Genomic DNA, 22,417 nt, shown 5'->3' with positions numbered 1-22,417 from the left:
TACCAACACCAAAAATCACAGACCCTTAAGAAAACCGGTTTTAATCAGCTTTGAGGATCTGTATATTGAGTGTTCTTCATGGTTTTGCTAGAGATTCTGTTTTTCCTCTATTTTAATAAATATGATTTTTTTATAGAAGACTTGTACTTTTAATGTATAACAATGTTTCTCGGTATAAGAGTAGAATATGCATTTTCTTTGTTTAGCGAGACGTATCAATTTATGTGAGTAAAAATATTATTTCTTATAAGTAAAAACATTGATTTAGATCAATTTATTTCAAAAAAATTAAGACTATGATGTATAAGGTTTTGATTGTGCCTTTAAATGAATCGACTTAAAAATAAGAAACTAGTAAATGATTGATTTATAAAATGAGATAGTTTAAAAGCTAGACCAAAGCAGATGGAAAAGTCAAATTAATCAGAGGAGGAAAAGATAGTGTTGGAAGAACATCCTTTTAGACGTTTAACCAAAATATTGTTAGTTGTGCTTGCAGTGGTGTTTTCAATTTTAATAGCAGGAGGGATTTTGATTTTTAAGAATGAAGCGCCTCGTCCTGCAAAAATGGTATCAGAAGATGGTACTGTTGTAATGACAAAAGATGAACTAATAAGTGGACAAGCAGTTTATGAAAAGTATGGGTTAGCTGATTATGGTTCGATTCTTGGAAATGGATCGTACTTAGGACCTGATTATACAGCACAAAGTTTACATATTTATTTAGAAGGGATGTATCATTATTATGGTGATGAGTTGTATTCTAAGAAGTATAACCAGCTATCAGATACGGAACTAGGTGGGATTAAAGAGAAAGTCAAACAGGAGATCCGCGAGAACCGATATACCAAAAAAACTGATACCTTAATTTTGACGGATGCGCAAGTATTTGGTGTGAATTATTTAAGAGAATACTATCGTGAGAAGTTTATTAATAACCCAACAGAAGCGGGACTGCCTGAAAATATGATCGATCAAGTAAAAACTTCCGATTATATGACAGAAGGAAATAAAATTGACCATTTAACGAATTTCTTTTTCTGGAGTGCTTGGGTGTCTTCCACGAATCGTCCTGGCATGATATTCAGCTATACCAATAACTGGCCATATGATATAGATGCAGGAAATGTTATGACGTCTGAAGCTATGGTTTGGACAGCGATTAGTGTTGCTGTTTTAGTTGTTGGAGTTGCAGCAATTCTGTATGTACAACGCCGTTATCATTTTGAAATGGATCAAGCTTATGCTGGCGATAATATACCAGATGTAAATGCTGATATGCCCATTACTTCAAGCCAACGTAAGACAGGAAAATTTTTCTTAATTGTTGTGTTAATGCTGCTTCTTCAGATTATGTTGGGAGAGTTGATGTCGCATTACTATATTGAAAATGGTTTCTTCGGTTTGCCGATCGAAAGACTCTTTCCATTTAATATTGCCAAAACATGGCACTTGCAGCTTGCTATCTTTTGGATTGCCACAGCTTGGTTAGCAACCGGGGTTTATATTGTCCCGCGTGTATTTGGAAAAGAACCTAAACATCAAGGTAAACTAGTCGATCTTCTTTTCTGGGCTCTTATTTTTGTTATCGGCGGCAGTATGTTAGGGGAATGGGGTTCGATTTTAAACGTTATTAACGACAATTGGTGGATAGTAGGTCATTTTGGCTGGGAATATCTTGAATTAGGTAAGTTTTGGCAAATTCTATTTATTGGTGGCATGGTGCTTTGGGTTATTATTTTGCTTCGCGGATTTATACCGCGTATAAAGACACACAAAAAAGATGATAAAACAGTTTTGATTACATTATTATTATTCGGGTCAATAGCTATACCCGCATTCTATTTAGCATCTTTGTTTATTATTCCTGATTCTCACATTACCTTCGCAGATTATTGGCGCTGGTGGATCGTCCATTTATGGGTAGAAGGAATTTTTGAATCCTTTGCGGTTATTTTAATTGGCTATCTGATGGTAAATATGAAGTTAACGACTGTTCGTTCAACTGTTCGGATGCTTTATTTCCAATTGATTTTATTGTTAGGCGCGGGCGTAGTCGGTATGGGACATCATTATTTTTGGGAAGGCGATCATTCCATTTGGCTAGCGCTAGGTGCCTGTTTTTCAGCTTTGGAAGTTGTTCCTCTTTGCTTACTCATTTGGGATGCCTACACACATTATAAAATTATGCGTGATAGTGGAAAAGAATTTCCTTATAAAGGAACATTTAATTTTCTGGCAGCAACAGGCATTTGGAATGCAATTGGTGCAGGAGCATTAGGATTTTTAATCAATGCTCCGGCCATTAACTACTTTGAACATGGGACACAATGGACATCTGCACATGCGCACGCTTCTATGGCCGGTGTTTATGGTATGTTTTCTATCGCCATTATGCTTTACGCTTTACGCAATATTTCTAAAAAAGAAATTTGGGATAAAAAAATGGAGAAAATGATTACCTGGTCTAGTTGGTTGTTAAATATCGGACTTGCAGGTATGGTTTCTATTACATTATTGCCTGTGGGCTACTTACAGTTAAAAGACGCATTAGACAATGGGTATTGGCATGCTCGTCAAACTTCTTTCTATAAGACTTCTCCTGTTTATGAATTGCTATGGGCACGTATGCTTCCAGACTTAATTTTTACTGCAGGTGTTATTTTACTTCTTGTGATTGTTATAAAAGTTATGCGAAACTTGAAGCCAGCAGAACATAAATGAGAACAACAATAGATTATTGTGAGTTTATTTGAAAGTTAAGGCAGACGAATATGTCTCATTTCAATGTTGGTCAAAAGCTGTCAGCATCAAGTCGAATGATGATAAAAAAAATGATAGACCGGCAATCTTATCTTTCATGATTGCCGGTCTATTATCTTTTAAAGGTATTCTTCAGTTAATTCTAGGAAAGTTTTGATATCATTTTCCATGATTTCGATACCAGCTGTCCAAAAATCAGGTTTCGTTAAATCAGCATTCAAATGCTTCTTAGCTAAATCTTCTGTAGTCATTGAAGCTGTATCCCGTAATAAGGCAATGTACCGATCTTCAAAGCCATTACTGTTTTCTAGAGATTGAGCATAAATTCCTAAACTGAAAAGATAGCCAAATGTATAAGGGAAATTGTAAAAAGGAACATCTGCAATAAAGAAATGAAGCTTACTAGCCCAAAAATGCGGGTGATAAGAATTTAAAGAGTTTTGGTAAGCTTCTTTTTGAGCTGTTTCCATCAATTCAGACAACCGTTCATCTGTTACTACTCCCATCTGACGTTCTTCATAGAATGTTGATTCAAAAATAAAGCGGGCATGGATATTTAAGAACATAGCCAAAGCATTTTGGATTTTTGTATCAAGCAGACCGATTTTTTCTTCTTTTGACTTGGCGTCTTTTACGGTGGCGTCTGCAACAATCAGTTCTGCAAAGGTGCTTGCAGTTTCAGCAACATTCATAGCATATTGCTGATTTAAAGCTGGAAGATCGTTCATTACATGACTATGGAAAGCATGACCTAATTCATGAGCCAAAGTAGAAACTTCTCCGGGTGAATCAGCATAAGTCATAAAAATACGAGATTCGTTGCTTTCCGGCAATTCTGCACAATACCCTCCTGGGCGTTTGCCATTACGATTTTCTGCTTCAATCCAGTTTTTTTCAAAAGCAGACTGAGCAAAATTTGCCATTTTAGGACTGACTTTTTTGAAGTTTTCAATGATAAATGCGGCTCCTTTATCATAAGGATAAACTTGCGGCTTAGCATCCCCAACTAAAACAGGTGCTTCAATATCTTGCCAGTCTAATCGTTCTTTGCCCATTAATTGAGCTTTACGGTTTAAGTAGTCAATAAATGGTTGTTTATGGTCACTGACAGCTTTCCACATTGTATCTAAAGTCTCTTTTTTCATTCGGTTGTATTCTAAAGGGCGTTTTAAAAAGTCAGAGACACCATGTGCTTTATAATCGGCTAGTCGAAAACCGGCTAAATGATTTAGTGTATCGCCAAATAAAGGAGCTTTTTCGGACCAAGCGGTTTCCCATTTATCAAAAATTTGTTTTCTGACTTCGCTGTCAGGATCTGTATTCATTTTATTATAGGCTTGTCCAGCGGAAAGATCGATAATGGTTCCATCTTGTTCTTCAAATGGAATTTCAATAGTAGCGACTAAAGTATCGTAGTGGTCACTCCAACCTTGGAAGCCATCAATCGAAAGAGCGTTAATTAAAGACTCTTCGGATTCACTTAATAATTCTTTTCCTTGTGTTCTTGTCTCTTGTAAGACAAATTCAACCGGACGGAATTCGGGCAAAGCAAGTAACTTTTTCCATTCCTCTTCCGGCATAGCAACAAGTTTTTTTGTGAGGATAGTTTGGATCGTATTGAAACTACTGCTCAAGGAGAATATTTGTCCAAATAAAGTAGTAGTCTGTTTATCATTGACATCAGCTGACTGAACAGCTTCAACAAAAGTATGTACTTGTGTTAAGCCAAAAGTGAGTTTTTCTTGTAGTCCTAAAATAGAAGAAAATTGATGGAAATAAGGCTTATCCTCTTTGCTGTTCCATTCTTTAACAGCAGTAGAGAATTCAGTTAATTGCTCTTGAATCAACGTTATTTTTTCTTGTAATTCTGTGGAATGACTGCCGCCTGAAAAAATAGAATCTAGGTCCCAATTCATACTGTACTTCATTTAAAAACTTCCCTTCTGCATGTGTCTTCTTTTATTATAATCTAGTTGTCCTTAGTTTAAAACCATCCTTTTGTAAATTACGGAAAATTAAAACCAGCGTGTTGGTTGACATCTCCGCTGAGATGAGTTAGCTTAGTAGGTGACAAGAAATGAATAAGCTTCTGTTAGGTGAGGCTCCTATATGGAAATATGCTGCTGCCCAAAAACGTCGAGAGACACCAATGGGTCAACAGAGATGGTCGAATTAAGGCCATATTTAATGTAGCTGATGAATAATCTACGCCATATAGTGCTAAAACTCGACGATGGAGAACTAATACTGTGTCTTTATTTGTTTTGCACTTCATTCAGTATTAAATATGTGAACCGTTTATTTGAGATAAACAATTCAGGTACATACTCTATCGCGGAATAGAGTATGTACTTTTTTTGTTGTGTCGATTAAACTGAAAAACTTATCCATTATGAGCAACAGCTAGTTTTCAGTAGAACAAAACCTAACAAAATGGGAAAGAGGTGAATGGTATGGAAAAAGGATCTAGTAGTGATCATCCAGATGATGATTGTTGGAAAAATAAAGAAAAAATAAGTAAACCTACCATAAACCTCTTAGTTAGGATAAGAGTGTAGTAAAACTTATTTTTTCCGGTAAGACAAGAGGAGGAAAAAATGATGGCAAATCAAAAAAAACACATTTATACAGAAAAGAAATCTAAAAACAATCAATTGAAAGAACTAGGTTACTTGACAGAAGAAGCGGTTTTAAAACAATTGAAGACAGAAGCATCAGGCTTAAGCAAATCAGAAGCGGAAAAACGCTTAGAAGAATTTGGATTGAATGAAGTAGCTTCCCAAAAACCGATTCCTTGGTATTTACTGTTGCTCCAAGCATTCAAAGATCCCTTTATTTATGTTTTAGCACTTTTATTAGTTGTCTCAGCTGCTACTAAAGATTTTGAGGCTAGTATTGTTATGAGCCTAATGATTTTATTTAGTGCGGGACTTCATTTTATTCAAGAATACCGTTCTCAAAAAGCCAGCTTAGCTTTAAAAGAGCTGATTGAAACCACTTGTGCAGTAACCAGAGAAGGGGTAACAAAAGAAACCCCAATTGATGAAGTGGTTCCTGGAGATATTATTAATTTGTCGACAGGAGACTTGATTCCAGCTGATGCTCGTTTGATTTGGGCCAAAGACTTATTCGTCAATCAATCGTCATTAACGGGCGAATCAATGCCAATTGAAAAATTTGTTCATATCGAGAATGAGAAAAAAGACGCGAATATGACGGCTTTGGACCTTCACAATTTAGCTTTTATGGGTACAGATGTTTTGAGCGGACAAGGAAAAGTAGTCGTATTAAAAACGGGAGAAGATACTTTCTTTGGAGACATTGCTGCTAAATCTTCTAAATCTAGAGGAGAAACGAGTTTCGACCGCGGAGTAAAAAATGTCAGTAAATTATTGATCAACTTTATGCTGGTTATGGTGCCTATTGTATTTTTGATCAATGGGATTTCAAAAGGCGATTGGGGGGAGGCGTTCTTCTTCTCAATCGCAGTAGCAGTCGGCCTCACACCAGAAATGCTGCCGATGATCATCACAAGCAACTTAGCTAAAGGCGCAATTACAATGTCTAAGAAAAAAGTAATTGTTAAAGAACTAAATGCTATTCAAAACTTAGGCGCCATGGATGTTTTATGTACAGATAAAACTGGAACCATCACAGAAGATAAAGTTGTTTTGGTACGCCATATAAATCCGATCGGAGAAGAAAGCGACCGAGTTTTAGAATTAGCCTATATGAATTCAAATTACCAAACGGGTTGGAAAAACGTGATGGATCACGCTGTTATTGAATACTTTAGTGAAAACCGTGAAGAAAGTGAATTAGAGAAAATTGAAAAAATCGATGAGATTCCATTCGATTTTTCAAGACGTCGTTTAACGGTAGCTGTCAAAGCAGGAGATCAGCAGTTGATGATTACCAAGGGTGCAGTAGAAGAAATGCTGAAAGTTTGTCAGTATGTTGAATTAAACGGCGAAGTTGTTTCATTGACACCAGAATTACAAAAAACAATGGAAGAAGTCAGTATCAAAATGAATAAAGAAGGCATGCGTGCTTTAGGCGTTGCTTACAAGAAAAATGTGCATGATTCAGCTGTTTATTCTATTAAAGATGAAGCAGACATGGTGTTAGTAGGATTCATGGGGTTCTTAGATCCGCCGAAACAATCTTCGATCACAGCTATTCAGTCGCTTCATGAACATGGCGTGAACGTAAAAGTGTTGACTGGCGATAACGAGATCGTTGCTCAAAAAATCTGCAAAGAAGTTGGGATTGAAGTAAACCGCGTGATTCTTGGCACGGAACTTGAGACAATGGATGATAAAAAATTGATGGATGCAACAGAAGAGGTCAATCTTTTTGCGAAGTTAAACCCTACCCAAAAAGCAAGAATCATTGAATTATTGCAACAGAAAGGGCACACCGTTGGATTTATGGGTGATGGTATCAATGATGCCCCTGCTTTAAGAACAGCTGATGTAGGAATTTCTGTTGATACTGCAGCCGATATTACGAAAGAAGCTAGCTCAATCATTCTGTTAGAAAAGAGTTTAACGGTTTTAGAAGATGGCGTGTTAGAAGGTCGGACTGTTTTTGGCAACATGATGAAATACATTAAAATGACCATCAGTTCGAACTTTGGAAATGTCTTTAGTGTATTAGTAGCCAGTGCCTTTTTACCGTTCTTACCAATGCTTTCGATTCAACTCTTAGTCCAAAATCTGATCTATGATGTTGCTCAATTAACGATTCCTTGGGATAAGATGGATGAGGAAGATTTAATAAAACCAGCTAAATGGGGAACGTCTGATTTATTAAAATTTACTTTTAGTGTGGGACCGATCAGTTCTATTTTTGATATCTTAACCTTTATGCTGATGTGGTTTGTTTTCCATGCCAATACTGTCCAAGACGCTGCTTTATTCCACTCCGGCTGGTTTGTGATCGGGTTGATCACTCAAACAGTTGTCGTACACGTCATTAGAACGAAAAAAATACCCTTTATCCAAAGCAGAGCCAGCATGAGTGTGATACTCTCAACAATTGCCGTTGTAGCGGCTGCTGTATTGATTCCAGGAAGCACATTCGGTACCTTCTTTGATTTTGTAGCTTTACCGGAAAATTACTGGAAATGGATGATTCTAATCGTTTTAGCCTATATTGTATTAACTCAAATAGTTAAAGATATTTATATTAAAGTAAATAAACAATGGTTATAAAGAGAATAGAATAGAGAATGCAAACCAAGCAGCGTTTTATCAGCAATGATAGAACGCTACTTTACTTTATTTTTCTATAGAAAAAAAGTTTTTTTTGCTATACTGATGATAGTGAGTTGTAAATAACGCTGCCTTTTTATAGTTTGTATTAAATCTAGAAGGCAGGTTGGTGAAAGGAAGGAAGGAAGGAAAGAAATGCGCTTAGCAACAAAAGACAATTTATTTATCGGATTAGCATTAGCTATTATGATTGTATTATTCTATAGTTCTTCTCAGCCATATGAAAAACAGTCTATTACACCTGTATTAGATCAGTTATTAGCGAAAGAACCATTAAAAAACGTATTGAGTAATGTGCAATTTACTTATTCTGAAAGCGAGGTCAGTATCTCAGCTTTAGGTTATAGTAAATTTATAGAATTTTTTATTCGCAAAGGAGCTCATTTCGGAACTTACTTTTTATTGGGCTTATGCTGGTTTTTAGGACTGAAAAATAAAATGACAAGTATAAGTTTGGCGGCATTAGTTTCATGGTTCTTAACGACTGGGTATGCTGCTGTCGATGAATTCCATCAAGGCATCACACCTAACCGAACGCCTTTGCTGCAAGACGTTCAATTAGATAGTATAGGAGCAATGACTGCAATCATACTAGCGCTGCTCTTTTTCTTTTTTCATAGTCCTAAAAAGAAACGAAAAAAAAGTTTTCGTTCTTTACGTTAAGATAAAACCACATTGTTATTAAAGAAAAGTTTGCTCGATGGTAGGTTTTTTGGTAAAATAGATAAGGCTTGTTTGCCTAAATACACAATGAAATGAGGGAATGGAATGTCAGGACATTCAAAATGGAATAATATCCAAGGACGTAAAAATGCACAAGATTCAAAACGCGGCAAAATTTTTCAAAAAATATCAAGAGAAATTTATATGGCTGTGAAAAGCGGTGGACCTGACCCCAGCACAAATCCTTCATTGCGCATGGTGATGGATAAAGCAAAGTCAAATAATATGCCAAATGACAATATTGAACGTGCCATAAAAAAAGGCAGTAATACAGCAGAAAATGAAAACTATGATGAAGTAACTTATGAAGGGTATGGACCAAACGGCATCGCTGTTTTAGTACATGCTTTAACAGATAACTTAAATCGGACAGGTACGAACGTACGTGTTGCTTTCAATAAAAATGGCGGAACGATGGGTGAAAAAGGTTCTGTCAGCTATATGTTTGAACGTAAAGGATATATTGCAATTGAACGCGAAGGCTTAGATGTGGATGAAGATACTATGCTGATGAGCGTTTTAGAAGCGGGCGGAGAAGAAATGGAGACTTCAGAAGAAGTGTTTGAAATTTATACAGATCCATCTGATTTTCCAGCAGTCCGTGATGCTTTAGAAAAAGAAGGCTACACTTTGGCTAAATCAGAAGTAACAATGGTTCCTCAAACAACCGTTGAAATGCCAGAAGATAAAAAAGCTATTTTTGAACAAATGTTGGATAAATTAGAAGATGATGACGATGTTTCAGAAGTCTTTCATAATGCAGAAATGTAAGTCAATAAATTTAAAAAATACTTGTTCCTTATCAATTGGTAAGGGACAAGTATTTTTTTAGTGGCTAAATTAGTCGCTTGTTAAAGCAGCAGGAAATAATCTAGTAGATTGAATTCTCTAATAGATATTTTTTTATTAAAAAAAATAGAAATAGAAAAAGATGCAGATAGTTAGAGTGGAGAGTAAAAGTTGTTAAAGGAGGGGGAAAAAACTGAAAGAAACAAGATAAAAAATAAAAAGGAGGGAATGGCCAGATACCCAAGTTCAATTAGAGGGCCTAGATTGAGACAATGTATCGGCAGAAAGTATGGAGATAGAACAATTTGCTGAACATATCGTATTAGATGCGCAGACTAAAGGAGCCAGCGATATTCATATTTTACCTGAATTAAATCAGTATATACTATTTTTCAGAATCAGTGGGGAATTGCTGCAGATGCTGTTACTGACACAAGAAGAAGGCAACCGATTGATTTCTTACTTTAAATATCTTGGAAATATGGATGTTGGCGAAAGAAGAAAACCCCAAAGCGGTTCTGTTCAAATAAAGATAAACAAAAAAAAGCAAGCTTTACGTTTTTCAACAATCACTAATTTCCGTGGTCAAGAATCTTTGGTGATCCGCTTATTAATTCAAAATAATATGGGAACCTTAAAACAAACTGCTTTTTTTCAACAAGAAGTTGAGGAAATGACCGATTTGGTCCGTTTTAAAAGTGGATTACTGTTATTTTCAGGCCCAGTTGGTTCAGGAAAGACAACGACAATGTACCAGTTGATCCGTGATTGCCATTCTGAAAATAAACAACAAGTTATCACAGTCGAAGACCCCATAGAAATAGAAGAACCAGCTTTTTTACAAACACAAATCAATGAAAAAGCTGGGATTTCTTATGAGAGTCTGCTAAGGTCGAGTTTAAGACACCATCCAGATACATTGATTGTTGGCGAAATTCGAGACGAAGAAACGGCAAAAATGGTAATGCGCGGAGCCCTTACAGGTCATTTGATGATTGCCAGTATTCATGCAAAAAATGCTGTAGGCGTACTTTCCCGGCTGTTAGAACTTGGTGTAAGCATGGAGCAGCTGAAGCAAACTCTTTTAGGAGTGATTTTCCAAAAATTAATTCCAAAAAGCTGCCCTTTTTGTGAAGGAGATTGTCAAATTAACTGTACACATTTAGACATCTATGAGAAACGAGCAGTTATTTATGAAGTACTAGCGAAAAAGCAGTTGCAGCATTGTCTATCTGCTGATTTTTCTTTTGAAGAATCATCGGAAAATACATCCAGATCATTCAACTGTTTATTGAGAAAGGCGTATGCTTATGGTTTTATTACTAAAAAAAATTTTCAAAAATACCAAATCCCATAAAGTACCCCTGATAGCTGTGCAAGCATCATTTTTAATGAAATTAGCTTCATTAATTCAAGAAGGCTTCACCTTAAGGGAAGCCTTGCTTTTTTTAGCAACGATCATGCCGAAAGAAAACCAGTGGATTCAAATAATCTTGAAACAATTAGAAAATGGGGAACGGTTTGATGAAATTATCAAAAGCCTTGGTTTTTCTGAACGTGTATCTACCCAAGTTTATTTATCCCTGATTCATGGTCGGTTCGCAGAAGCACTTTATTCAAGCGGCCAGTATTTAGACGCTAAAAATAAACAAAAAAAGCAACTATTCAGGTTATTACAATATCCATTGGTTTTGATGGTCTTTATGATAGGAATTTTAATTGCTATGCGTTTGGTTTTATTACCAAATTTCCAGCAACTTTATGATACATCTGCTCGCAACCTTTCATGGATCAATCGATTTGCGATAGGATTCATAGAAGAATTCCCTACTATATTATTGATTTCCGGACTAGTTTGCTTACTCATTTTTATACTGATTTTCAGAGAATTAAAAAGATGGTCAGCTATCAAACAAGCTACTTTTTATATGAAAATTCCATTGGCTAGCAATCTATTGCGGTTGTACTATACTCACTTTTTTAGTTACGAATGGAGTCAATTGCTTAAAAGCGGGTATCAAATGAATGCAATAATTGAATTGATGCAAGCAAAAGAAACAACCGCTTTAATGCGGGAAGTAGCCAGTATAATGGAAGAAAAACTAAAATCAGGTTTAAATTTTAAAGAATCCATGAGTGAATGGCCGTTTTTCAACAAAGAATTGGGTTTGATTATTTTGCATGGAGAAGCGACTAGTCAATTAGCAAGCGAACTGGCTATTTATGCTGAAGATTGCCAGGAACGTATGGTACACCAATTGCAAAAAATGCTTGGCTGGATTCAGCCATTTATTTTCCTTTTGGTAGCTTTCTTTATTTTATGTATTTACTTAGCTTTATTACTGCCCAGTTTTTCAATGATGGAGGGGATCGTGTAATGAGAAAACAAAAAAAGTTAAATGATAACGGTTTCACTTTAATTGAGATGATGTATAGTAAATATGTTTAGTTAGAACTTCCAATTAACCTTGATTTCATCAGCTTTCACATAAACTTTTTCAATCAAGATATTTATAATTTTCTTTTTATTCTCATAAGTTTCTTCGTTTATATTCTTTTCTAAATTATCCAAGTAGGTTTGAGCTTTTTCTTTTTTTATATTTTTAAGGTTATTTTCAGAACGATAAATTTTATCTATCAGATTACTTCTTTCATCTTTTAAAGATTTAGCTTTAAGTTGCATATCCTCTAAACTGATAAGATCATTCATATACAAATCAGATAATTTATTTATTTTCTTATCGATGCTGATTATCCTTTGTTCATAAATTTCAGTATGATCTTCACTTTTTGTTTCTGTTTGTTCAAAAGCAGTTTTAGGATTCATTTGAAGCTTAGATATTTCATCTACTACATATTCTTCTAGTACATTCATGTGATAAAAACCTGAAACACATTTTTTATTATTGTTATAATTAGTCGTTCTTAATTTAACAGTTCGATTCATGCATTGATACTTTTTAAGTCTTGTACCATCTTTACGTATGTTGCCTAACGTTGATTCTAAAGGCGCACCACAATAGCCACACCGAGCTAAGCCACTTAACATATATTTCCCTTGGAAAGGACGAGGGTTGTTATTATTAGCGTAAGCTTGCTTTTGACGAATATCTAATTCTAATTGCACTTTATCAAAAGTTTCTTTTGAGACGATGGGCTTATGATTACCTTTATAAACTTCCTCTTTAAAGTTTATGTAACCAGCATAAACAGGATTATCTAAAATAAGTCGGACAGCACGGTAAGACCACTTGATGTCTTTTCCAATATGTCCCTCTTCGTTTAGTTTATCTCTCAATTTCGTAATAGAAGTTCCAGAAAGGTATTCTTTATATATCTTTTTAATTATCAATGCTTTAAAATCGTCGACAATATAATTTCCATCAGCATAAGTGTACCCAAATGGCGGCCTTGTCCATCCCATCGGTTTTCCAGATCTCGCTCGTCCAACCTTCCCCATATGCATGCGCTCGGTTATCTGTTCGCGTTCGAATTCAGCAATAGCGGATAAAAGTGTTAAAAACAACCCACCCATTGCTGATGAAGTATCAATATTTTCGCTAAGTGAAATAAAATCAATGCTATTCTCATTAAAAACATTTTTTATTAAGTCCAAAGTATCTTGGACGTTTCTTGAAAGCCGGTCTAATTTATAAACGATAACAGCGTCTAATCTTTTGTTTTCGATATCTAAAAGCATTCGCTTCATGGCTGGTCTATCAATACTTGAGCCAGAATATCCAGCATCAGTATAGGTGTCAACAATCTTCCAATCCATAGCTTCGCAATATTTGGTTAAAGCATTTATTTGACCATCTATCGAATATCCTTCTTTCGCTTGATTCAAGGTACTAACTCTAGCGTATATTGCTACTTTTTTCATGTAAAATTCCTCCTATTTGTGCTAAAATAGGACATAGAAAAGAGACCTATTTTAGGTTAATTTTTGTTTGTTGGACACTCCTAAACTTTGGCGAGGGCAGGGGTGTTCTTTTTGTTTTCTATTCTAATACAAATTCTTTGGTTCCGATTACTTCTCCATTTTCATCTTTAAAATCCAATGTCAAAGGAACTGAATTATCTTTCAACGTTATTCCATAAGCGCCAGAAACAGTAGCACCAGGATTTATTTCTACTTGAGTATTATTATATTCGTCGTAATAAGGTTCCTCTTCATCCATAATCAAATATCCAGTTGCTTCAGTAGTATTCTCAAAAACTTGTTTACCGTCAAAATAGTCCCATATCAAAGACTCTATATTTTGATTCTCATCTGTTGTATTTGTGTAATCGAATCTAACAATCACTACTGGAGATCCATCAAGGCTTTCTGTGTAATCTGATTCCTTGAAACCGAAGGTACCATATTGAGTTGTCAACGTCTCGTCTTCATATGTAGCAGTTTCAGGTCCGTATTGTTCTACCCATTCGGCTTGTGTAAGTTCGCTTGATGATTCAGAAGACTTTTCGGTAATAATTGTTTCAGTGTCATTTGAAGCATTAGACGTGTCATCACATGCTACTAAAATAAAACTTGATGCTAATAGCAAACCAATAATTTTCTTCATTCTAAACTCCTCCAATAAAATATGTTATAATTTATTTGAGATAGAAGAGATAGAACTTAGCCCTAGAACTGTTCCAGCAGTTATTAGGGTTATTTTTTTACTCGAATTCTAGATCGACAATCATTTCATCTAACTTTTCTAGAGATTCATTTTTGTTCATAAAATCAATCCATCCTTGGTAAGGGTCAGATGATTTAGAATTGATGGTAGATTTAAACTTATCATAAATATTGCGAACTAATTCAACCCACATCTTATCAATTGCTCGATCTATCTTCGTTTCATTCCACCGTTTAGCAGGAGCACGTCTTCCGTTGCGAGCTAATTGGTCTTCCATTGCTTTTTCATAAAAAGTGCTCTTTCCGCTTAAATTTTCGTTTATATATTCTAAAAATTCTTTAAATGTCATTATTTACCTCCTAAGCTAAGCTATATTCCTAAAATCATTTTGGAGCTTTCCGGAAAACCATATGTATGAGCAAGGGAGTCAAAAGACTCAGGAAGAAACTGGTTATTTTCGATAAAATCATTAAATAGAATAATGGTAGCAAATGTATTTGCTTCTGTTTCCATTTTATTTTTAGCGATCCTGTTAGAAATATAATAGCTCGATAAGTCTGTGTGTTCCAGCGCATGGTATAACTCATGGGCACAAACGAAAAACCTTTCATTACTGTCTTTTAGATATTCGTTTAATAAAATGATAGGCGTTTCATAAATGTAAGCGACTTGACCAAGAGGACTATTTCCAAAGGATACATATTTAACTTCCAGGTTTAATAATTCGGAAAGAACAAAAGGATTATAAGAGTTATATCTCAAGTACAATTCTTTAATAAGCTGCAAAATTCTTTGATCCATAGATTACTTATCCTTTCTTTGCTTATTTTTCTCCCAAAATATTCCTGTTAAAACATCTTTAACCCTTTGTTTTTCTTCATCAGTTAGTTCTTCGCCACCATAAGCCATATTTACATTATTTTCTAACATATCCTTTAAATCTAAAATATCTTTCTCATCAGCCCATTCAGGAGTGTTTTCATCACCGTCAATAATAAAACTTATCGAAACACCAAACAAATCTGCCATCTTTTGTATTGCTCCCATACGAGGTACTTTCAATCCTGTCTCCCAATTAGAGATAGTTTGTTTAGAAAAGCCGATTTTATCTGCTAATTCTTGTTGAGTCCATCCGAACCTTGAACGAAGTAATGTAATTTGTTGAGGAATTTTTGTTTCGTTTTCGTTAGTCATTTTTTTGCTCCTTATAATGAAGTTTATATTTATAGTATAACTTAAAGTTTAAAAAACACAACAAAAAGTTTTAGAAAGTTGTACAAAGTTATTGACTATAACTTTAAGTTATATTATTATGTAACCAAGGAGGTGAGTTATATGTTAAGAATAACCTTAGCAGCAGCTAGAGTTAATGTTGGAATGAAACAAGAAGAAGCAGCTGAAGCGTTGTCAGCAATTTTAGGTGAGAAAGTCACTAGACAGAAGGTTGCATACTACGAACAGCATCCAGATGATACGCCTATTAAATTCGCAAATGCGTTTAGCAAAATTTATAACATATCGAGAGATAATATTTTTTTTAACTGTGAGTCAACTTTAAGTTATACAATTAAAAATAGACGGGAGGTAAGTTAAATGAACGATCTACAAATATTCAATTTCGAAAGCAACGAAGTAAGAACCCAATTAATTGATGGCCAACCATGGTTTATTGGAAAAGATGTATCAGATTTGCTAGGTTACTCAAATTCACCAAAAGCATTAAAAGATCACGTAGATGAGGATGACAAGCTGACCGAACGAATCGTTATGGCAGGTCAAAATAGAGAGGTGACAATTATCAATGAATCAGGTCTATATAGCCTAATCATTAAATCAAAACTTCCTAATGCAAAAAAATTCAAGCGTTGGGTAACAAGCGAAGTATTGCCTTCAATCAGAAAAACAGGAAGTTACCAAACTTCGATGTCCCAAGAAGACATCATGATTGCCACTTTAGAAACACAAAAGGAAATCAAGCAACGTTTAAACACTGTTTCAAATGATGTAGAAGGACTAAAAAAAGAAATCGATCTAAGCAGACTGCAAAAATCTCAATTATCAAAACTAGTTAAAGCAAATGTGATGGCTGCTGTAGGAGGAAAGAAATCAAACGCGTATAAAGAACTATACCGAGTAGCTGTTTCAGAACACTGGAGAGAAATCAAAAATTACTTTGAAGTGGCTAGTTATGAAGAAATTCCAAAGTTGAGATTTGAAGAAGCAATGGAGATAGCTGCTATGTGGGCACCTTCGATGGAACTGTCATTTGAGATTAAACATTTAAATAATCAAATTGAAATGGAGGTATAACCATGAAGGAACAAAAGATAATTCTTAACATCGAAATTCAAGTAATGACTTTTGAAGAAGCGAAAGAGCTTCTAAATGAGTTAGAAGCTCTAAAAGACAAATATGAAATTGCTGTAACAATTTCTATTTTTCCTCAGGCAAATTTTGAAGGGTTGTATAAACTCCTTTAATTACATTTTGAATTGATTCTAGATTTAAACCATATGTTTGTTTAGCAACATTGTTAGGGCCGACTCCAAATTTTACAGAGTTAGCTTCTATAAGCGCTTTAGCAACGTCTATAGCTAATTCTTTATCAGTTTTACTCATTTAATCACCTCCTTATCAGTATTTCAGCAGACCACTTGCTGATAAGAAACTATTTAATTTTGAAATCAATTTCTTTTTTACAGTGAGGACATAAATTCAATCCAACTTTCGCTTTGAATTGTTTTCCACAATTAGGACATTTCACTTCAAATGATCCACCTTGCTTCAACATATCTTTAGCAATCTTTTCTGGATTTGATAATGCTTTACCTAATCCATTAGATTTTATGGTTAGTCCACTTTTTTTAGACAAATACAATCACCTCACTTAGTTTATTTTATATAAATCTCAGTTGGTAGATTAGTCGATTTATATAATTATATTATAACACAATATATTGTGCGTTAAATATTAAATAACACATTATACAGTGTTTTCAGGAGGGTGTTTATGGATTTATGGAAAAAAATAAATAATCAATTAGAAGACAAGAACATAACTATTTACGAATTAACGAAAAAATCTGGTATTGCTCAAAATACTCTTTATGAACTGAAAAGTGGAAGAGTGAGCGATTTAAGATTCAAGACCATTTGTAAAATAGTTGATGCGTTAGGAATTGGGCTAGATGAATTTAGGAGCAAATAGAAAAGGAGTGTAGATCGTGCCTAAGTACAAAGTTATTAACGTTTTGCGAGATGGTACTGAATTAGACACTATGGAAGGTTTTGTCCTTCCAAAAGAATTTTCAGATAAAGTTTTTGCTGTTTTTCAATCTTCTACTGAAGAAAGAGAATGGAAAAAAGAGGAGGTCATTTAAATAAGTATTTTGTTCAAACTATTCCTAATCATTTCTTTTTATTCGGGAGTGATTATCATATCAAAATTAATTATCTATCTAATAAAGGAGTGAGTTGGATGTCATTAGAAATGATTAAAAAATTAATCTGGTCTAGCCGTAATGTTTATATCAAAAACAAGCGGAACAAATTTAAAGTATTTGATGAAAATGGAGATCTAACAAATAGCGCCTCAATTATCGGTTTGATTATTTTGTTGATGTTAATTGGAATAGCCGGTGGGATCGAAACTGGTTATGTGTGGGGGAATTAAGAAGTTACGTGGTGAAAAAATTAGAAGGAGGAATAAATAATGAACAGAGCAGCAGAACAGATTCCAGAAAGTTCTTACCATGAACGGCCTGACTATTGGATTAAAGAAGCTTTTAAAATTGGTGGGATTGAAGTGTGCAGCGATGAAACAGGACAGCCATTATTCACAATAGGCTTATTAGGAGAGTGGTAATCAGTGTTCTATATAACATCAACAGATTTACCCACAATAGCTACAGCTTACAGCATAGAGCAAGCGTATGGTTTCAGGAACAAGTTGGTTAGCTTAGGCTATCAGGCTAATGTAATAAAAATTGAAGGGATGATTTAAATGGAAGACGTATTGAATGGATTAGTTTGTCAAGTGTGCGGCTCCTGGATGGAAGACTTTGAAGAAGTGGGTTATCCAAGAACTTGTGAAGATTGCGAAAAAATTGAGTAAAGAGGAATGGCAAATGTACGAAGCAATCGGCGAAATCAGTAAGAAACGATATGCATTAGGAGAAACCAAAGAGATGGTCCATCAGTTTTTAATAGATAAGTACCCGAGCGAAGAATCAAATAAAAATCCAGAAATAACGAAAACAAGAGTGATAAAAAAGCTTTATCCAGAACCTTTAATAATAAAGAAGGTGAACTCATGAATGAAACTGAACCGACTAAAAATGTATGGATCGAATATTTCACAAATCGAATTGAGATATTAACGGACCACATCAACGGATTAATAGAGAAAGGAGACATTAACTACATCAAAAACCAAACGGAACTAGATTTTTACATGAATGAGAGGAACCAGTTAAGAGAAGAAATAGAGAAAATAAAAAAAGCTAATCAGGAGTGCAATCCCAATTAGCGCGCTTACGAAAATATATTTGTCTAAATCATATCACACAAAAGGAGAAAAAGCATGAAAAGAATTGAATTAAACAACATGAAAATACGGAACTTTCGAGGATTTAAAGAATTTGAATTTAAAGTTGACGGTCAAAACCTAGCTGTATTTGGAGAAAACGGAACAAGAAAGACTTCTTTATTTGATGCCTTTATGTGGGCCATCTTCGGTAAAAATAGCCAATATCTAAGTGATTTCAAATTCATGCCCTTAGATGAAAATAACGAGCCGATTGAACACTTGGAAACAGAAGTCATTCTAGAATTGGCTGTTTCAGGCAACCCTATCACTTTTTCCAGAATGGCTAAGGTAGGAGCAGGCAAAGCGAAAGGTTATACATCAACTTATCGAGTAGACGGCGTTAAGATGCTTCAAAAAGATTACAACAAGAAAATTGCTGAAATTATTGATGAAGAAACATTCAAACAAATAACGAGTATCTATTATGTCGCTGAAAAGATGGATAAAAAAGCACGTAGAGCCTTGCTATTCGATTTAGTGGTCGACTTGTCAGATATGGAAGTAATCGAAAGCAAAGACGAATTGGCTCCGTTAATTGAGATCCTTGGTAACTATAGCGTAGATGATAAACGCGCTCTACTAATGGAAGAACGACCAAAAAATAAACAAGAACAAAAAGAAGTCGATGTTCGGATTGATGAAGCTGACCGTAATGTAATTGATTTAAGTAATCTAGACCGCGAAACGCTCAAAACTGATAAGGCGAAAGCTGAAAAAGAAATCGATCAACTTCAAGCTAAGATCAGCAGCATTAAAAACGGCAGTGCAGTAGTCACGAAACAAGCGGATATCAAAACATTGCAAGCTGAATTGGAAACATTAAGAAGCCAACATTTAGCGAAACAAAACGGAAAAATAGACGGCCTACAAATTACTAAACAAAACTTGTTTGAAAAAGCGATGGATGCACAAAACGCATTTTTAGCAAAAGAAAACGAAGCAAAACGAAACCCGAAAGAAAAAGAACTGAAAGAATCTGAATTAGCCATCAAAGCGAAAAAAGAGGAAATAGCTGCAACAGAAAAAACAATTAGTGATTTAAGAGAGTCCTACATGGTCATTGCTTCTGAAGTATTTCTTGAATTTGATGAACACGCAACGTCTTGCCAGTATTGTGGCCAAGATTATCCGGAAGATAAAAAGGAAACAATCAAAAAGAATTACGAACAAGAAAAGATGGCTTTTAACACGAACAAAGCAACTGAACTGGAAGGCATTAACGAAAAAGGAAAAGAGTTAACCGCTAAATTAGCTTCAGTTAAAAAAGAATTAGATGAATTGAACAGCCATAAAGACCAACTTGAAAAAGAATCTATCCAACTAAAAGAGGAAATGAAAAAAGAAGTTAGTGAACTCGAGTTAAAACGAGATGAAGCGAAAAAAGAATATGAACAGATTCAACAAACGGTTAAAGAGTTGCAATCTAAAGCAGCTCCATTCGAAGAAACAAAAGAATATACAGAAGGAACAGCAATGGTCAATGCGGTCCAAGAAGAAATCAATTCGATGAACAAGTCTTATCAAAGCGGCGTGGATGACCTGCAAGCCAAAATTACAGAACTGAAATCTGCAATCAATCAAATCAATGGTGACTTATATCAATTTGTTCTAGCAGCTAAGCAAGAAGAACGAAAAAATGAATTAATTGAGCAGCAAAAAGCTCTAGCAGTCAGAGGAGGACAAATCGAATACCAAATCGGATTATTAAATGATTTTGTAAAAGCTAAAGTTTCTCTTCTAACAGACAAAATTAATGCTGAATTTAAACTAGTAACCTTCAAATTATTTGAAATTAAAAATAATGGTTCCTTAGAAGAAGCATGTGATCCATTGCTACATGGTATCAATTTCAGTGATGCGAGTAATGGAGAACGAATGGAAGCCGGTCTTGACATCATTAATACATTAACAAGGTTGAAAGGAGTCAGTGCTCCTGTATTCATTGATAACGCTGAAGGGTTAACGAAAGAGTTAGATGTTAACTTCCAATTAATTAAATTGAATGCTGTAAAAGGTCAAAAAACATTGAAAATCGAGGAGGAAAAATAAATGTCAAACAATTTAGCAGTTATGCAAAAGGATATTACAGATCAAGTAGGCGGAAAAATAAAGGTTTTAAAAGAAGAGGGATTGCAGCTGCCACAAAACTATAATCCTAGCAATGCTTTAAAATCGGCTTTCTTCGCAATGACAAATAGCAATTCAGGGAATTTATTAGAAAAATGTACACCTGATTCAATTGCTAACTCTTTGCTAAATATGGTGACGCAGGGTTTAAGTCCAGCTAAAACACAATGTTATTTCATTCCTTATGGAGATCAATTGAAGTTGAATCGTTCTTATTTCGGCACGCAAATGGTTCTCAAACGATTGAATAATATAAAAGACGTCTGGGCTAACGTAATCTATGAAGGTGATGAATTTACGTTAGGTATCGTTAAAGGTCGTGAAGTTTTGTTAGAACATAAGACCAAATTTGAGAATCGAGATAATGAGATTAAAGGAGTTTATTGCATCATTGAAAAAGAAGATGGCGAGCAAGTGTTAACTGTCATGACAAGAAAAGAAGTCGAAGCTGCTTGGAGCCAAGGGAAAACAAAAAACGTTCAAAATAAATTCCCTCAAGAAATGGCAAAACGTACTGTTATCAATCGTGCGGCTAAAAATATCATTAATACAAGTGATGATAGTGATCTTCTCATTGAAGCAATTAATCAATCAACTGAAAACGAATATGACAACGAGAGAAAAGATGTTAGCCCTATTCAAGATGTACAAGAAGAAATTGATAGTAACGCTAATCAGCAAGTCATTGATTTTAAAGACGAACCGAAAGAACAAAAGAAAGCAATGAAACAAGCTAATGCTGTTCCTGAAAGCGAAGATGCACAACAAGAAGCTCTTTTCGATGTTAGAACACCACCTATCGATCAAGTGAAACCAGGTTTCTAATTATGATTGAGATTAAGTCATATGGCTCTAGCAGCGCAGGGAATGCTTATGTGATATCTGATGGCGAGCGTTCTCTCATGTTAGAAGCCGGAATTCATTTAAAAAATATGAAAGATGTTGATTGGCAGTCGATTGATGGCTGCCTCATCACTCATGAACATGGTGACCATAGTAAATACGCGATGAACGTTATTAATCAGACTGGAATTGATGTGTTTTTAAGCGCAGGTACGCAAGAAGCTTTGAGACTACCTAGTTACCGCATAAAGACTTTAAAAGCTTTAAATCAGCAAAATATTGGGAACTGGACGGTTCTACCGTTTGATGTACAACACGATGTAAATGAACCACTAGGGTTCTTCATTCAATCGAAACATGGTGACAAGTTATTGTTTGCGACAGACACTTATTACATCAAGTACAAGCTACCTGGTATCACACACTTGATGATTGAATGCAACTATTCAATCGATATTCTAAACGAAAATGTTGAAACAGGCCAAATTGGTAACTTCCTAAGAAAGCGGATTGTAAGAAGTCACTTTGAGTTAGAAAACGTCAAACACTTTATAGAATCAAATGATATGAGCCAATTGAAAAAAGTATGGCTGCTGCATCTATCGAGTTCGAATGCAGATGCAGAACGGTTTAAAAAGGAAATACAGGCGATAACTGGCGTGCCGGTTTATATCGCTTAG

General features: G+C 34.9%; 25 protein-coding genes and 1 riboswitch. Of the genes, 17 read left to right on the top strand and 8 right to left on the bottom strand.

The annotated features are described in order from the left end of the window. The first annotated feature begins 441 nt into the window (after positions 1 to 441). Positions 442 to 2,724, top strand: coding sequence for a nitric-oxide reductase large subunit (locus BR87_RS04940; RefSeq protein WP_244877030.1), 2,283 nt, complete (start codon positions 442 to 444; stop codon positions 2,722 to 2,724). 158 nt (positions 2,725 to 2,882) lie between these two features. Here BR87_RS04940 and BR87_RS04935 read toward each other — a convergent pair whose 3' ends face one another. After that, positions 2,883 to 4,691 carry a M3 family oligoendopeptidase gene (locus BR87_RS04935; protein ID WP_035029427.1) on the bottom strand — a complete coding sequence of 603 codons (1,809 nt, stop codon included), beginning with the start codon at positions 4,689 to 4,691 and terminating at the stop codon, positions 2,883 to 2,885. A gap of 153 nt (positions 4,692 to 4,844) precedes the next feature. Then, positions 4,845 to 5,010: riboswitch (M-box (ykoK) riboswitch) on the top strand. A 353-nt stretch (positions 5,011 to 5,363) separates the two neighbouring features. Between BR87_RS04935 and mgtA the strand changes: the two genes are divergently transcribed. The 5 genes from mgtA to comGB all read left to right on the top strand — a co-directional run bounded on the left by mgtA (position 5,364) and on the right by comGB (position 11,929). After that, complete coding sequence (gene mgtA, locus BR87_RS04930; protein WP_035029424.1) at positions 5,364 to 7,979, top strand: magnesium-translocating P-type ATPase; 2,616 nt, start codon at positions 5,364 to 5,366, stop codon at positions 7,977 to 7,979. 195 nt (positions 7,980 to 8,174) lie between these two features. After that, positions 8,175 to 8,702, top strand: a complete 528-nt coding sequence (locus BR87_RS04925; protein ID WP_035029422.1) for a VanZ family protein — start codon at positions 8,175 to 8,177, stop codon at positions 8,700 to 8,702. Between the two features lie 105 nt (positions 8,703 to 8,807). Next, the gene (locus BR87_RS04920; RefSeq protein ID WP_035029419.1) at positions 8,808 to 9,533 is read left to right on the top strand and encodes a YebC/PmpR family DNA-binding transcriptional regulator; all 726 of its coding nucleotides are present in this window, start codon (positions 8,808 to 8,810) and stop codon (positions 9,531 to 9,533) included. A 307-nt stretch (positions 9,534 to 9,840) separates the two neighbouring features. Beyond that, a complete protein-coding gene (gene comGA / locus BR87_RS04915) occupies positions 9,841 to 10,908 on the top strand; it encodes a competence type IV pilus ATPase ComGA (RefSeq protein WP_035029417.1) in 1,068 nt (355 codons plus the stop codon). Then, positions 10,856 to 11,929 carry a competence type IV pilus assembly protein ComGB gene (gene comGB, locus BR87_RS04910; RefSeq protein ID WP_342341575.1) on the top strand — a complete coding sequence of 358 codons (1,074 nt, stop codon included), beginning with the start codon at positions 10,856 to 10,858 and terminating at the stop codon, positions 11,927 to 11,929. The genes comGA and comGB overlap by 53 nt, the downstream gene beginning before the upstream one ends. Before the next feature lie 71 nt (positions 11,930 to 12,000). Here the strand turns inward: comGB and BR87_RS04905 are convergent, their stop codons facing one another. From BR87_RS04905 to BR87_RS04885, 5 genes are all read right to left on the bottom strand, one after another. Then, complete coding sequence (locus BR87_RS04905; RefSeq protein ID WP_035029412.1) at positions 12,001 to 13,434, bottom strand: recombinase family protein; 1,434 nt, start codon at positions 13,432 to 13,434, stop codon at positions 12,001 to 12,003. Between the two features lie 118 nt (positions 13,435 to 13,552). Then, the gene (locus BR87_RS04900; RefSeq protein ID WP_035029409.1) at positions 13,553 to 14,119 is read right to left on the bottom strand and encodes a DUF5067 domain-containing protein; all 567 of its coding nucleotides are present in this window, start codon (positions 14,117 to 14,119) and stop codon (positions 13,553 to 13,555) included. Positions 14,120 to 14,216: 97 nt separating this feature from the next. Then, complete coding sequence (locus tag BR87_RS04895; RefSeq protein WP_035029406.1) at positions 14,217 to 14,528, bottom strand: hypothetical protein; 312 nt, start codon at positions 14,526 to 14,528, stop codon at positions 14,217 to 14,219. Positions 14,529 to 14,548: 20 nt separating this feature from the next. Continuing rightward, entirely contained in the window at positions 14,549 to 14,980 is a 432-nt protein-coding gene (locus tag BR87_RS04890; protein ID WP_035029403.1) for an ImmA/IrrE family metallo-endopeptidase, read from the bottom strand. A 3-nt stretch (positions 14,981 to 14,983) separates the two neighbouring features. After that, positions 14,984 to 15,373, bottom strand: coding sequence for a helix-turn-helix domain-containing protein (locus tag BR87_RS04885; protein WP_035029401.1), 390 nt, complete (start codon positions 15,371 to 15,373; stop codon positions 14,984 to 14,986). 141 nt (positions 15,374 to 15,514) lie between these two features. On the opposite strand from BR87_RS04885, the gene BR87_RS04880 reads away from it, so the two are divergent. Both BR87_RS04880 and BR87_RS04875 read left to right on the top strand, forming a co-directional pair. Beyond that, complete coding sequence (locus BR87_RS04880) at positions 15,515 to 15,772, top strand: XRE family transcriptional regulator (protein ID WP_244877029.1); 258 nt, start codon at positions 15,515 to 15,517, stop codon at positions 15,770 to 15,772. Continuing rightward, entirely contained in the window at positions 15,773 to 16,489 is a 717-nt protein-coding gene (locus BR87_RS04875) for a BRO family protein (protein ID WP_035029398.1), read from the top strand. 123 nt (positions 16,490 to 16,612) lie between these two features. Here the strand turns inward: BR87_RS04875 and BR87_RS04870 are convergent, their stop codons facing one another. Further along, positions 16,613 to 16,798, bottom strand: a complete 186-nt coding sequence (locus BR87_RS04870; RefSeq protein WP_035029395.1) for a hypothetical protein — start codon at positions 16,796 to 16,798, stop codon at positions 16,613 to 16,615. A gap of 49 nt (positions 16,799 to 16,847) precedes the next feature. Next, positions 16,848 to 17,051 carry a zinc ribbon domain-containing protein gene (locus tag BR87_RS04865; protein WP_035029393.1) on the bottom strand — a complete coding sequence of 68 codons (204 nt, stop codon included), beginning with the start codon at positions 17,049 to 17,051 and terminating at the stop codon, positions 16,848 to 16,850. Positions 17,052 to 17,189: 138 nt separating this feature from the next. On the opposite strand from BR87_RS04865, the gene BR87_RS04860 reads away from it, so the two are divergent. The 9 genes from BR87_RS04860 (at position 17,190) to BR87_RS04830 (ending at position 22,417) form a co-directional block, all read left to right on the top strand. Continuing rightward, positions 17,190 to 17,387, top strand: coding sequence for a helix-turn-helix domain-containing protein (locus tag BR87_RS04860; RefSeq protein WP_035029390.1), 198 nt, complete (start codon positions 17,190 to 17,192; stop codon positions 17,385 to 17,387). A 16-nt stretch (positions 17,388 to 17,403) separates the two neighbouring features. Continuing rightward, a complete protein-coding gene (locus BR87_RS13180; RefSeq protein ID WP_169741134.1) occupies positions 17,404 to 17,559 on the top strand; it encodes a BOW99_gp33 family protein in 156 nt (51 codons plus the stop codon). After that, entirely contained in the window at positions 17,535 to 17,852 is a 318-nt protein-coding gene (locus tag BR87_RS13175) for a hypothetical protein (RefSeq protein WP_169741133.1), read from the top strand. The genes BR87_RS13180 and BR87_RS13175 overlap by 25 nt, the downstream gene beginning before the upstream one ends. A 39-nt stretch (positions 17,853 to 17,891) precedes the next feature. Continuing rightward, positions 17,892 to 18,044 carry a hypothetical protein gene (locus BR87_RS13170; RefSeq protein WP_169741132.1) on the top strand — a complete coding sequence of 51 codons (153 nt, stop codon included), beginning with the start codon at positions 17,892 to 17,894 and terminating at the stop codon, positions 18,042 to 18,044. 196 nt (positions 18,045 to 18,240) lie between these two features. Next, positions 18,241 to 18,495 carry a hypothetical protein gene (locus BR87_RS04850; protein ID WP_035029386.1) on the top strand — a complete coding sequence of 85 codons (255 nt, stop codon included), beginning with the start codon at positions 18,241 to 18,243 and terminating at the stop codon, positions 18,493 to 18,495. Continuing rightward, on the top strand, positions 18,492 to 18,707 hold the full coding sequence (locus tag BR87_RS04845; protein ID WP_035029383.1) for a hypothetical protein: 216 nt from the start codon (positions 18,492 to 18,494) through the stop codon (positions 18,705 to 18,707). Before BR87_RS04850 ends, BR87_RS04845 begins: the two co-directional genes overlap by 4 nt. Positions 18,708 to 18,761: 54 nt before the next feature. Continuing rightward, positions 18,762 to 20,816, top strand: a complete 2,055-nt coding sequence (locus tag BR87_RS04840; RefSeq protein WP_035029379.1) for an AAA family ATPase — start codon at positions 18,762 to 18,764, stop codon at positions 20,814 to 20,816. Then, on the top strand, positions 20,817 to 21,719 hold the full coding sequence (locus BR87_RS04835; protein ID WP_051929678.1) for a recombinase RecT: 903 nt from the start codon (positions 20,817 to 20,819) through the stop codon (positions 21,717 to 21,719). Between the two features lie 2 nt (positions 21,720 to 21,721). Then, positions 21,722 to 22,417 carry an MBL fold metallo-hydrolase gene (locus tag BR87_RS04830; RefSeq protein WP_035029376.1) on the top strand — a complete coding sequence of 232 codons (696 nt, stop codon included), beginning with the start codon at positions 21,722 to 21,724 and terminating at the stop codon, positions 22,415 to 22,417.

Source organism: Carnobacterium mobile DSM 4848 (assembly GCF_000744825.1).
Taxonomy (GTDB): domain Bacteria; phylum Bacillota; class Bacilli; order Lactobacillales; family Carnobacteriaceae; genus Carnobacterium_A; species Carnobacterium_A mobile.
This window is presented reverse-complemented; position numbering and strand designations above follow the sequence as displayed.

What these genes read in the sequence shown, in the direction of transcription:
- mgtA (WP_035029424.1), top strand. Translation starts at nt 5,364, where the DNA reads ATGGCAAATCAAAAAAAACACATTTATACAGAAAAGAAATCTAAAAAC.
- BR87_RS04830 (WP_035029376.1), top strand. Translation starts at nt 21,722, where the DNA reads ATGATTGAGATTAAGTCATATGGCTCTAGCAGCGCAGGGAATGCTTAT.
- BR87_RS04905 (WP_035029412.1), bottom strand. Translation starts at nt 13,434, where the DNA reads ATGAAAAAAGTAGCAATATACGCTAGAGTTAGTACCTTGAATCAAGCG.
- BR87_RS13175 (WP_169741133.1), top strand. Translation starts at nt 17,535, where the DNA reads ATGGAAAAAAGAGGAGGTCATTTAAATAAGTATTTTGTTCAAACTATT.
- BR87_RS04845 (WP_035029383.1), top strand. Translation starts at nt 18,492, where the DNA reads ATGAATGAAACTGAACCGACTAAAAATGTATGGATCGAATATTTCACA.
- BR87_RS04935 (WP_035029427.1), bottom strand. Translation starts at nt 4,691, where the DNA reads ATGAAGTACAGTATGAATTGGGACCTAGATTCTATTTTTTCAGGCGGC.
- BR87_RS04895 (WP_035029406.1), bottom strand. Translation starts at nt 14,528, where the DNA reads ATGACATTTAAAGAATTTTTAGAATATATAAACGAAAATTTAAGCGGA.
- BR87_RS04870 (WP_035029395.1), bottom strand. Translation starts at nt 16,798, where the DNA reads ATGAGTAAAACTGATAAAGAATTAGCTATAGACGTTGCTAAAGCGCTT.
- BR87_RS04880 (WP_244877029.1), top strand. Translation starts at nt 15,515, where the DNA reads ATGTTAAGAATAACCTTAGCAGCAGCTAGAGTTAATGTTGGAATGAAA.
- BR87_RS04875 (WP_035029398.1), top strand. Translation starts at nt 15,773, where the DNA reads ATGAACGATCTACAAATATTCAATTTCGAAAGCAACGAAGTAAGAACC.
- comGB (WP_342341575.1), top strand. Translation starts at nt 10,856, where the DNA reads ATGCTTATGGTTTTATTACTAAAAAAAATTTTCAAAAATACCAAATCC.
- BR87_RS04925 (WP_035029422.1), top strand. Translation starts at nt 8,175, where the DNA reads ATGCGCTTAGCAACAAAAGACAATTTATTTATCGGATTAGCATTAGCT.
- BR87_RS04840 (WP_035029379.1), top strand. Translation starts at nt 18,762, where the DNA reads ATGAAAAGAATTGAATTAAACAACATGAAAATACGGAACTTTCGAGGA.
- BR87_RS04860 (WP_035029390.1), top strand. Translation starts at nt 17,190, where the DNA reads ATGGATTTATGGAAAAAAATAAATAATCAATTAGAAGACAAGAACATA.
- BR87_RS13170 (WP_169741132.1), top strand. Translation starts at nt 17,892, where the DNA reads ATGAACAGAGCAGCAGAACAGATTCCAGAAAGTTCTTACCATGAACGG.
- comGA (WP_035029417.1), top strand. Translation starts at nt 9,841, where the DNA reads ATGGAGATAGAACAATTTGCTGAACATATCGTATTAGATGCGCAGACT.
- BR87_RS04835 (WP_051929678.1), top strand. Translation starts at nt 20,817, where the DNA reads ATGTCAAACAATTTAGCAGTTATGCAAAAGGATATTACAGATCAAGTA.
- BR87_RS04900 (WP_035029409.1), bottom strand. Translation starts at nt 14,119, where the DNA reads ATGAAGAAAATTATTGGTTTGCTATTAGCATCAAGTTTTATTTTAGTA.
- BR87_RS04920 (WP_035029419.1), top strand. Translation starts at nt 8,808, where the DNA reads ATGTCAGGACATTCAAAATGGAATAATATCCAAGGACGTAAAAATGCA.
- BR87_RS04890 (WP_035029403.1), bottom strand. Translation starts at nt 14,980, where the DNA reads ATGGATCAAAGAATTTTGCAGCTTATTAAAGAATTGTACTTGAGATAT.
- BR87_RS04885 (WP_035029401.1), bottom strand. Translation starts at nt 15,373, where the DNA reads ATGACTAACGAAAACGAAACAAAAATTCCTCAACAAATTACATTACTT.